Annotated in this window: 8 protein-coding genes and 1 pseudogene; 7 read left to right on the top strand and 2 right to left on the bottom strand. The window is 43.1% G+C overall.

Annotation, left to right across the window (positions count from 1 at the left end; translation table 11 throughout):
* The first annotated feature begins 31 nt into the window (after positions 1-31).
* Positions 32-1,420: a folylpolyglutamate synthase/dihydrofolate synthase family protein gene (locus G1O98_RS32485; RefSeq protein ID WP_163937180.1), complete on the top strand. Its 1,389-nt coding sequence runs from the start codon at positions 32-34 to the stop codon at positions 1,418-1,420.
* Between the two features lie 36 nt (positions 1,421-1,456).
* Here G1O98_RS32485 and G1O98_RS32480 read toward each other — a convergent pair whose 3' ends face one another.
* On the bottom strand, positions 1,457-2,755 hold the full coding sequence (locus tag G1O98_RS32480) for a sugar ABC transporter substrate-binding protein (protein ID WP_163937177.1): 1,299 nt from the start codon (positions 2,753-2,755) through the stop codon (positions 1,457-1,459).
* 153 nt (positions 2,756-2,908) lie between these two features.
* Between G1O98_RS32480 and G1O98_RS32475 the strand changes: the two genes are divergently transcribed.
* From G1O98_RS32475 to G1O98_RS32460, 4 genes are all read left to right on the top strand, one after another.
* Entirely contained in the window at positions 2,909-4,015 is a 1,107-nt protein-coding gene (locus tag G1O98_RS32475; RefSeq protein ID WP_114085264.1) for a type IV pilus biogenesis protein PilM, read from the top strand.
* Between the two features lie 100 nt (positions 4,016-4,115).
* Complete coding sequence (locus G1O98_RS32470; RefSeq protein ID WP_163937174.1) at positions 4,116-4,892, top strand: PilN domain-containing protein; 777 nt, start codon at positions 4,116-4,118, stop codon at positions 4,890-4,892.
* On the top strand, positions 4,889-5,656 hold the full coding sequence (locus G1O98_RS32465) for a pilus assembly protein PilO (RefSeq protein WP_163937171.1): 768 nt from the start codon (positions 4,889-4,891) through the stop codon (positions 5,654-5,656). Before G1O98_RS32470 ends, G1O98_RS32465 begins: the two co-directional genes overlap by 4 nt.
* A 133-nt stretch (positions 5,657-5,789) precedes the next feature.
* The gene (locus G1O98_RS32460) at positions 5,790-7,883 is read left to right on the top strand and encodes a type IV pilus secretin family protein (RefSeq protein ID WP_163937168.1); all 2,094 of its coding nucleotides are present in this window, start codon (positions 5,790-5,792) and stop codon (positions 7,881-7,883) included.
* Between the two features lie 248 nt (positions 7,884-8,131).
* Here the strand turns inward: G1O98_RS32460 and G1O98_RS32455 are convergent.
* Positions 8,132-8,751: pseudogene (locus G1O98_RS32455) on the bottom strand (Uma2 family endonuclease).
* Between the two features lie 805 nt (positions 8,752-9,556).
* Between G1O98_RS32455 and G1O98_RS32450 the strand changes: the two are divergent.
* Both G1O98_RS32450 and cobD read left to right on the top strand, forming a co-directional pair.
* Complete coding sequence (locus G1O98_RS32450; RefSeq protein WP_010998076.1) at positions 9,557-9,841, top strand: HU family DNA-binding protein; 285 nt, start codon at positions 9,557-9,559, stop codon at positions 9,839-9,841.
* A gap of 26 nt (positions 9,842-9,867) precedes the next feature.
* A complete protein-coding gene (gene cobD, locus G1O98_RS32445; RefSeq protein WP_163937165.1) occupies positions 9,868-10,938 on the top strand; it encodes a threonine-phosphate decarboxylase CobD in 1,071 nt (356 codons plus the stop codon).
* The last annotated feature ends 5 nt before the right edge of the window (positions 10,939-10,943 follow it).

The raw sequence follows: 10,943 nt of genomic DNA, 5'->3' as shown, positions 1-10,943 counted from the left end.
CCCTTGCCCCCTTGCCCCCAGTCCTCCTTCCTTGGATATTGATTCTGTAATACAACCCCTTCAACGCTTTGGTGTCCATCTGGGACTCGATCGCATTGTCAACTTATTGGCAAATCTCGGCAATCCTCATCACCAAGTCCCGGTAATTCATGTTGCTGGCACTAATGGTAAAGGTTCCGTCTGTGCCTATCTTTCCTCGGTACTTACTGAGGCTGGTTATCGCACAGGACGCTACACTTCCCCCCATTTAGTCGATTGGACGGAACGTATTTGTTTGAATGAACAGCCAATTTCTTCTGAAGAACTGAGCCAATTATTAGAAAAAGTCCAAGCAGTTATTCAGGCTGGTGACGAGGAGATCCCCCCAACCCCCCTTCAAAAGGGGGGCTATGTTTCCCACTTGGAGGAGGATAGGGGGGATAAAACTTTTTCACAACAGTATGGGAACCCCACTCAGTTTGAAGTAATCACGGCGGCTGCTTGGTTATATTTTGCCCAGCAGCAAGTAGATGTGGCTGTGGTAGAAGTCGGACTAGGAGGGCGTTTAGATGCAACCAATGTCTGTTTGGAACCCATAGTTACTATCATCACTTCCATCAGCCGGGAACATTGGCAACAACTTGGCCCCACCGTCGCGGATATTGCTAGAGAAAAAGCAGGTATTCTCAAACCTGGATGTCCCGTCGTGGTTGGGCAATTGCCACCGGATGCAGAAGAAGTTGTGCGATCGCGTGCTTTAGAATTAAAATGTCCAATTTTTACGCCTCAACCTGCCCGTCAAATCGCTACAGGATGGGCAGAATATCAAACACTTCAAAATTCTCAATTAATTAAATATCCTTTGCCATTAGCGGGACAAATTCAATTAGCAAATTCAGCTTTGGCAATAGCAGCTTTAGAAATTCTTCAACAACAGGGTTGGCATATTTCTGAAGAATCCATAATTAAGGGGATGGCAAAAACTCAATGGCCAGGAAGGATGCAATGGACTACCTGGAACAACCACAAAATATTACTTGATGGGGCTCATAATACTGCCGCTGCCCAAGTTCTTCGTCAGTATGTTGATAGCTTAGACGCAGTTAATCCCAAGCCCATCATTTGGGTTATGGGAATGTTTGCCGATAAGGATCATGCTGATATTTTTGCCGCCCTACTGCGCCCCGGCGATCGCCTTTTTTTAGTACCAATACCAGTAGAATCCTGGCCAGGTAGAACTTCTGCCGATCTAGACTCCTTATCAAACCTAGCTTATAGCCTCTGTACCCAATTAAGCGATCGCCAAATCCATCCAGATTTATTCACAGCACTAGAAGCCGCAATCTCAACCACCACCACAGACAATTTAATCGTTTTATGTGGTTCCCTTTATCTAGTAGGCGATTTTTTAACAACCACCAATATAATTCGTAAATCATAATTACGAATTACGAATTACGAATTACAAATTACGAATTTATCTATTGTTCCACTCTTGTGCCGCATCTTCTACGGCTTTATCTACAGTTTTTTGATCTAACATTGCTGCTTGTAAATTCTCATAAATTGCCTTTTGCAGTTTGTTAAAATCCTTCAAAGTAGGGGTTAATATTTCTGCTTGTTGCAGTTGTTTAGCAGTGATAACTCGCGCTTTTTCTACTGTAGAAGCATTAGCTGGAACATCTTTAAAGTAACTATCAGATAATGCTTTGATTGTAGAAGGTAGAACATTTGCAGCTTTCGCAAAAGCTAACTGATTTTCGTCATTGGTGACAAATAAAGCAAACTTCACAGCGCCATCTGGTTGTTTGCTATCACGGGGAATAACTATGTTCATCACCGCGACATTTTTCTTACCTGTGTCACCAGTGAGTTGAGGTGCTATTGCTGAAGCTTGGGCGATTTTCGGGGCATTATTAGCGATCGTTTTCAGAAACTCTGGCCCAGAAGCTAGAAACACAGTTTCTCCAGATTGATATAAATCGATCGCATGGCGATGTCCTTGCGTTAAAGCCTCTTTAGGCAGAAGCCCTTTTTTATACAAGTCTACCCAGTATTGAAACGCTGCCTTACCTTGTGCTGAATTAAACGCTGCTTTCCCCTCAGCATCTACTAGGGTGACTCCCATTTGCACGAAAGATTCCAGCACTTCACCGGAATCTTGCGGCACGAAAGTTACAAAAAAGGCATATTTGCCAGTCTTATCTTTAATTTGTTGTGCTGCTTGTGCTAATTCCGCGTAGGTTGCGGGTACCTTATTGATACCTGCCTGTTTTAATAAATCAGTGTTATAAATGGTTAACCTTGTGGTGAGATACCAGGGAAACCCAAAACTCTTGCCATTAAGCGTACTGGCTTTCCAGATATTCGGTAGATAGGAGGAACGTATATCGTTTGAGACTTTCGCATCTAAATCTAACCAGGCATTTCGACCCGCCAGTTGGGAAGCGAAACCCGGATTGAGGTTAACTACATCAGGTGGCGTTTTTGCTGAGACAGCTGTTAAAATTTTGTTCTCCATAGCTGCCCAAGGCACATCAACCCAGTTAATCTTTATACCTGGATTTTGTGATTCAAAATTTGCAATTAGGTTTTTGAAGTAGTCGGTAAATTGAGGTTGGAGTTGCATTGTCCAAAACTCAATAGTTGCCCCTCCTGAATTAGCTTGTTTTGTATTTGTACTAACATTACCTGTGCTGCAACTTACAATCCAACTGGTTAATAAGCCAAGCAGTGCCAAAGCAAGAAGTTGTTTAAATTTTCGCAATTGAATCATTTTCCCAGTATTTTTACGCTTGATCAGTGTGAAAAGCTTAGACAGAATTGTCGAGATTATAGGCTAAATAAATTACGTGTAGAGACGTAATATATTACGTTTCTATCCACAACAAATTTAAATTTTCAATTTAGCAGTCCATCGGGCACAACTGTGGTACAAAAATTCAATCGTCTGTTTGGCAAATCGAATAAAGGGGTCGGCATTGAACTTGCTCCCGAACGGGTAAATGTAGTTCAGCTACGCAAACAGCGTCAAGGCTTGAAACTAGAAACCTTTACATCGGTAGCAGTTCCAGAAGGCGTAGTTACCGATGGTCAAATCACCGATCCCGCAGCAATGGCGCAATTAATCCAGCAGGCGCTAGCTGAAAGCAAAATTAAAACTACTCGTGTTGCCACTGGTGTACCAGGGCGAGATTCCATCGTTCGGATTATACCTGTACCAACGGAGTTAGATGACAAAGAACTGCGAGAAATGGTGCTAAACCATGAAGCAGGTTTGTATTTACCCTATCCTCGTGAAGAAGCTGATGTAGATTATCAGAAACTTGACTACTTTGTAGATGAGGATGGCATTGAAAAAGTACATGTACTTCTAGTAGCCACTCGCAAGGAAATAACGGATACCTATATAAGTACATTCGAACAGGCAGGACTACAAATTGATGTTTTAGAAATTAACAGTTTTGCCCTGATTCGGACTATTCGTGAGCAACTGCGACAATTTGGGCCGCAAGAAGCAGCAGTCCTAGTTGATATAGAGTTCGACAGTACAGAAATCGCCATCATTGTTAACGGAGTACCGCAATTTTCGCGCACAGTGCCCATAGGCACTTATCAAATGCAAACTGCGTTAGCAAGGGCAATGAGCTTACCCACATCACGAGATATGGAACTGTTACACGGAATGATTATTCCCCCAACTCCCCTAGATGGTGGGAAAACCGGTGTTACCGAAATCGATCCTGGTATGGCAGCCATATTAAGAGTATTGGGAGAACTGACGGATGAACTGCGCCGTTCAATCGATTTTTACCTTAATCAAAGTGAAAATTTGGAGGTAGCGCAGATTTTATTAGCTGGGCCAGGAGGTGGACTCCAACAGCTAGATGAATTCTTTACCCAACGATTGAGCTTGCCAACTACCCAAATAGATCCAATTGGGTCTTTGTCGTTAGAAGTTGACACTGATAAATATCCACAGGTACAACGCTCTGGCTTGGCGATTGTACTTGGTTTAGGTATGCGGGAGGTGTAATACCGATTTTAGATTTTGGATTTTGGATTGTCTGTTTTGATAGTTACGCTGTTTGAGAATTCTCAAACCATAAATATTTGTTTCTAATTGGTGTGAGAAAATGTACAGTTTGGATGTTAATTTTCTTAAAGATCGCCCAGCATACCAGCAAAAGCCTGACAGAAAGGGAGGAATATCCCTAAGCTTCCCTACAGGTAATATGACACCAGTGTATGTGGGGGTTGCAGTAGGTATAGGTCTTCCAGCTTTATTGGGAGTTAGTTGGTGGTTGTTGCAAGGGAAGATTGTTGAATTAGATGCTCAAATAGCACAATTCGATCAGGAAAGCAAGAGATTAGATACTGAAATAGGAAATCTGAACAAAATCAAAGCCGAGACGAGTGCAGTTAAAGCGGAAACTCAAGCTTTAGTCACTGTATTTGACCAGATTCGACCTTGGTCAGCAATGCTGCAAGATTTGCGCGATCGCATCCCAACAGCAGTGCAAATCGAAACCATCAAGCAAACCCCACCTATTGCAGTAGTAGCAGGGCAGCCCCCAAACAATCCGGCCGGCGGATTAGAAATTACTGGCTTGGCTCGTTCTTTTAACGATGTCAATGATTTTTTATTGAGTTTACAACAGTCTCGGTTCTTGAAGTCCACAGAAAGCAGAATTGTGACGGCAGCATTAGTAGATGCTCCCTTACCACCAGGTGCAGCACAACCTTCTAGTGGTGTAATAATTAAGCCGCCCCAAGTAGTTAAATACACTATTCAATCGAGCATGAGCGATATTCCAGCTTCGGAATTAATCCGGGAGTTGGAAAAAAAAGGCACGGTGGGGTTAGTAACTCGAATTCGTAGTATGCAACAAACAGGAGTCATTCCAAAATGACGCTGAGTGATGATTTAAATTTTGCCGAACATGGTGGCGAATTCAATTCGGAAACGCCAGCCCACCCCGTGATATTTGGTATTGCCTTTACACCAAAAATCATTGGCATCTTGGTAGGGGTAATTGGTTTAGCGGGAGCAGGTTATATCTTGTTAAACCTGCTAATGCCAGCTTGGGAAAGCTATCAGCAGCAGCAAGCCAAAAGTTCTGAACTGCAAGCGCAAATTGAGCAAAAAAAAGCCAGTATCAAACAGATTGGCAAAATTAAAGAAGAGCTAGCGCAGGCAAAACAGCAAAAAGTTCAGGTTTTAGGTTTATTTGCTAACGAAAAAACCTTAGATACATTGCTGTTAGATTTGAACCGTTTGATTGAGTCTGGCAATACTCCAACTTCTATTAATGCAGTCAGAGCCAAACTGAAGAGATTCGTACCAGTTTCCCAAAAGCCAGAACCAATTACTGATGGTTCTTTAGGACTACTGGTTGACGGCAAGCTGCAACGCAGCACTATCAATGCCGAAGTTACAGGAACTTATGAGCAAACACAATCGATAATTCGTAACATTGAGCGATTACAGCCTTTGTTAATAGTTAAAGATTATCAAGCAAATTTGGCTCCAGTAGAGTCAAGATCCCCATTAGACAAAACATCAGTACAGGTTGGGCCAGCAGCGATTAACACATCATTCCAGTTACAGGTCTTGATGCCACTTAGTCCTGAAGAAATAGCCGCAGCAGCAGCTAAAGCTGCTCCGAAAAAGTAGTTTTTAATTAGTAGTTATGAATTGTGAATTGTGAGTTAGGAGTTATCATTCCTAACTATTCACTCATAACTTCTTACTTTTAACGAACTGCTCAATGTTTGTAAACAAGGTTTTATTAGGTGAGGAATGAACTGTGAAACAGCTTCACGGTAATAGTTTTATATTAGGTACTGGCGCTTTTGTATTTTTGGCAGCTCAACCAGTTTGGGCACAAATTAGTCAAGTTACTAATGTCCAGTTAAATCCAGTTAATGGTGGAATTAGTGTTGCTTTGAAAACTTCTTCAGGCTCGCGCCCCCAAGTTTTCACGACAAAAAGAGGTAAGGCTTTAGTTGCAGATATTATCAATACTCAATTACGATTACCACAAGGTAATAGTTTTCGTCAAGATAGCCCAGCACCAGGAATTGCATCTGTCGAGGTTAGCCAGCTTGATGCCAACAGCATTCGGGTAACGGTAACTGGCAGCAGCAACGTACCTAGCAGTCAACCCGTGGTGCGATCGCAAAATGGAATTACACTCAGCTTTAGTCCATCGGCAGGCACCATAGCATCAGCGCCAACGCCAACAGCGCCAACACCTACAGCACCGCCAGCTATAACTCCAGCCCAATCTGGTCAAAAACCAGATGTTCTCGTTCCCAACCCGGAAGTCACTATTGACGGACAACCTGCACAAGCCGCAGGGCCTGGCCAACCTCTAAGCCAGGCTCCACCTTTTTTACCCAGAGCCGTTGCTCCACCGGTAGGAGATATTGCTGTTTCCGCCACTGATGCTTCTCCTAGCACCATTGACTTAGGAACTCAGGAACGTGTACCCCGCCTAGTACTACGAGATGCGCCAGTACGTGAGGTTTTATCATTACTTGCCCGTGCTGCTAATTTGAACCTGGCTTATATCGGAGGTGAGCAAGGTGGTGGAGGTCAACAAGGTGCTGCTGCACAACCAAGCTCTCAAACCATCTCTCTAGATATAGAAAATGAGCCAGTGCAAGATGTGTTTAACTACGTCTTGCGCTTGAGTGGTTTAGAAGCTAATCGCAGTAATCGCACAGTTTTCGTGGGGCCTAAACTACCTAATTCAACCCGTGACATGGTTATGCGTAACCTGCGACTCAATCAGGTGACAGTGGGAGTCGCTCTGAACTTTTTGGTCGGCTTGGGGGCAGAAAGTGCTGTCAGCCGCGAACGACAAGTTACCAGTGTTAATGCCGTACCTGTGGGGGCTGGAGTTGCGCCTATCACTCAAACTCAGACGACGACGGAAACCCAAGTTCAACCTCTACGTGTTGATTACAAAGACTCTAGTCCATTACTTAGAGGTTTACAGGCATTAGGAGATGAGCGCACCAACTCCGTTACCTTAATAGGCCCTCCTAGACTCATTGCAATTGCAATGGCTCAACTAACTCAGCTTGATATTCGTCGTCGTCAAGTTGCAGTTAACGTCAAGATTATTGATGTTAACCTCAATAAAATCGATGACTTTAATACCAGCTTTTCCTTTGGTGTTGACAACACTTATTTTTCCAATAGTAACGGTTCAGCAAGTTTAAACTTTAATGGTTTAAGCTCTTTCCCCAGACGTTTTATTGCTAATTTGACGGCTCAGGTGCAAAATCGCAATGCCAAGATTTTGACTGACCCAACCTTAATTGTCCAAGAAGGTCAAACAGCTAATGTCAAGCTGACCCAAGAGGTAATAGGAAATATTAAGAACGAAATAACTCGTGGTAATGATATTGCTACACAAACAATTACTACCGAGAAAGCGGAGGTGGGATTAACTTTGGGTGTCAAAATTGAGCGGATTGATGACAATGGTTTTGTTTCTCTCTCTGTGGCACCTGTTATCAAAGCACCGCAGTCTTCAGAACAAATTGCTGTAGGAGACAGCAGCCAAACAATATTTCTAGTATCAGAACGCTCTCTAAATTCTGGTGTGGTTCGTCTGCGAGATGGTCAAACACTTATTCTTAGCGGCATCATTCAAGATGAAGACCGAACAACTGTTACCAAGATCCCTATTTTGGGAGATCTTCCACTGATTGGAGCATTATTTAGAAGAACAAATAAAGATAATCAGCGCAAAGAAGTGATTGTGTTGCTGACACCTCAGATTATGGATGACACAGAGAATTCTGCCTACGGCTATAACTATGCGCCCAGCCCAGAAGTGCGGCAAATCCTTGAACGTCGTGGGTTGAAGCTTCCTGGTAGGCAATAAAGATCATCAGTATGTAAGTCACCTCTGGCTCAAATCTTCGCACCTCTCCCTGCCTTGAACTAAAGTTCAACTCTGTCCCTCTCCGACTCGGAGAGGGACGGTTTTTCGTAGTAAAACCAGGGAGAGGTCTTTTGATTGGGCTAACTAGACAGACACTAGATAAAGTATTGAATTCGCTTAAACAGAAGAAACAATAATTAAAAAAACTGACATTTTTTAGTAGTGTAAAACAGCAAATAGGGTTGTGGCTATGTTGGTAGACCTCCAGCTTGAAAAATCTGTTCGGCTGTTAAATTAAATTCTGGTAAAGTAGGCGAGACGATGCGATTGCTGCCTCTAAATTGAGTAACTTGGTATTCACCATCGATTAATTGATAAATAGATATAGTAGGTTGTTTGGGGTTGCCAGTGAACTTTTTAGCGCCTAGACCGAGATAATCTACAACCCAGTATTCAGGAATTCCAATACCCTCATACTTACCCTGTTTGTGTAGTACTCATCATCCCAGTTTGTACGAACTATCTCAACTACCAAGGGAATTGATGCTGCAAGACTTACAGTTGATTCTTTTTTCCATAGCGGCTCATTGATCAAATTAGGGCGATTGAGTAATAGCACATCTGGGGAATAGGCAGATTCCGACTTAGTTGGTTTAACAAGCACAGTTTTGGGGATTGTATAAGGTAAATTTAATCGGTCAAATTCTACTGTTAGTTTTCTTGCTACAAAACTAACGACATCTTCATGGTCTCCCGATGGTTGTGCCATTTCAACAATCACGCCGTCATGTAATTCATATCTTCCACCTTCGGGCCGCCATGCTGCAAAATCTTCAAAAGTTACTAGTTTGGATATGGCTTGAGTCATAATTTATCGCCCCTAGTAGTCGTTTTGATCATACCGCTTCCTTACCTTGGCTCAATTCTGCAAAAAATAAAGAATCCCAAATTCCAAGGTACATGGAGACGGTAGAGATGTTTTTTACTGGAAGTCCCTAAAGGTTTTGTTAAGTGCCTGGTTTGTCGTACTCATCGGTCGAAGCAAGCTAGGCGTAACGGAGATACCAGAAGAAGTTATCGCAGCGATCGCTAACAAATATTAAGAAAGATGTGACTTATGGATAGCTTTGTAGGGGAGAGGCTTTAATTTTTCCCACCTTCCCTACTAAAGAAGCTTGCTAGATGGTTAAATTTCGTGTTGGATTTTCTAGATGACATGAAAAGTGAGCAAAATCCCCGACTTTTTAGAGAAATCAGGAACCTGAGCCTTCGATTTCCATAAAAATTGGTTAATCTCAGCAATAACTCTTCAACATCGGTAATTAATCCCAACAATCCTGACGATCTTCTACCTCCCTACTCCTTTGTTTTCTTGGCGATTGCGGTATTTACTAGGTATTTTTTCCTACTTTTGGGGTGGTTTTTAGTGAAACAAGTACCCTAAAATGACAAAAAATCCTGAAATCTATATAAATTAATGGTTTCATCTATCCACATCAGGCTACAACGCTTTAGAATGATTCATTGAAAAGTCGAGCCGATGGGATGTACAGCCGTTTTGAGTAAAAATACTCCCAAAGGATGATTTTTGTATTCCCGCTAACAAAGATTTTAATACAGATGTACCAGGGTGCATCCGTAAAGAATCTCAAGTAAACCTTCAGGAGTTTGATATGAACAAAGGTGAATTAGTTGATGCCGTAGCTGAAAAGGCTAGTGTTACCAAGAAACAAGCGGATGCAGTCTTAACTGCCGCTTTGGAAACGATTATTGAAGCGGTTTCCTCTGGTGATAAGGTGACATTGGTGGGATTTGGCTCATTTGAATCACGCGAACGTAAAGCCCGCGAAGGTCGCAACCCGAAAACAAATGAGAAAATGGAAATTCCCGCAACGAGAGTTCCTGCTTTCTCCGCAGGAAAACTGTTTAGAGAAAAGGTAGCACCCCCAAAAGCATAGGTTCTGTCTTCGGGAACCCTTTTTTAATGCGGCAACCTGCACACGGGGGAAATTTAGCCTGGGCAGCAGCACTGGCTGGCTGTCCCCCTGATGCTATTCTGGATTTCTCTGCTAGCATCAGCCCGTTGGGGCCTCCAAACAGCGCGATCGCTGCTATACTGTCCCAACTTGGTAATCTTAAGCACTATCCAGATCCAAACTATAGTGAACTGAGACTAGCTCTCAGTCACTTCCATCAACTTCCTCCTGAGTGGATTCTGCCGGGTAACGGCTCCGCAGAATTACTCACTTTAATAGGTAGGGAATTGGCTCAATTAGCCGCGACAACTTTAATCACTCCAGCCTTTGGTGACTATTACCGAACCTTGGCAGCGTATAACGCTAATGTGCTGGAGTCTCCCTTGTCATTAGTCACTGGTCATTGGTCATTATTCCTTGACAAAGGAATAATGACCAATGACAAAGGACTATTGTTGAATAATCCCCACAACCCAACCGGTAAGATATTTTCACGGGACTCTATTTTGCCCTACCTGGAGCAATTTGCTTTGGTTGTGGTGGATGAAGCATTTATGGATTTTGTGCCGCCTAATGAGGAACAAAGCCTAATTCCGGTGGTGCAGGAATATGCAAATTTAGTAGTATTGCGATCGCTAACCAAATTTTACAGTCTCCCAGGATTGCGATTAGGATATGCGATCGCACACCCCGACTGCCTAGCTAAATGGCAGCTATGGCGTGACCCCTGGCCCGTAAACACTCTAGCGGCGGCGGCGGCAATTGCAGCCCTCCAAGATACAGAGTTTCAGCAGCAAACCTGGGCATGGCTACCATCTGCACGAAACCAACTCTTTCAAGGTTTGGCTGAAATACCGGGATTGCAACCCCAAGCAAGTGCTGCTAACTTTTTACTGGTTGAGTCTCAAGAGTCGACTTCGCAGTTACAGCACCAATTACTCAAGTATCACCAGATTTTAATCCGTGATTGCCTTAGTTTTAAAGAATTAGGCGATCGCTTTTTCCGGGTTGCTGTACGTGAAGAGTTCGATAACCAACGCTTATTAACAGCGCTAAACTCAGTGTTGAGTGGGGAGTAGGAAGT

Origin of the sequence: Nostoc sp. UIC 10630, from assembly GCF_010747425.1 — a bacterium.
GTDB lineage: Bacteria > Cyanobacteriota > Cyanobacteriia > Cyanobacteriales > Nostocaceae > Nostoc.
The sequence above is the reverse complement of the archived record's forward strand: the minus strand, read 5'-3'. Positions and strand labels throughout refer to the sequence as shown.

What these genes read in the sequence shown, in the direction of transcription:
- G1O98_RS32450 (WP_010998076.1), top strand. Translation starts at nt 9,557, where the DNA reads ATGAACAAAGGTGAATTAGTTGATGCCGTAGCTGAAAAGGCTAGTGTT.
- G1O98_RS32480 (WP_163937177.1), bottom strand. Translation starts at nt 2,755, where the DNA reads ATGATTCAATTGCGAAAATTTAAACAACTTCTTGCTTTGGCACTGCTT.
- G1O98_RS32470 (WP_163937174.1), top strand. Translation starts at nt 4,116, where the DNA reads ATGTACAGTTTGGATGTTAATTTTCTTAAAGATCGCCCAGCATACCAG.
- G1O98_RS32465 (WP_163937171.1), top strand. Translation starts at nt 4,889, where the DNA reads ATGACGCTGAGTGATGATTTAAATTTTGCCGAACATGGTGGCGAATTC.
- cobD (WP_163937165.1), top strand. Translation starts at nt 9,868, where the DNA reads ATGCGGCAACCTGCACACGGGGGAAATTTAGCCTGGGCAGCAGCACTG.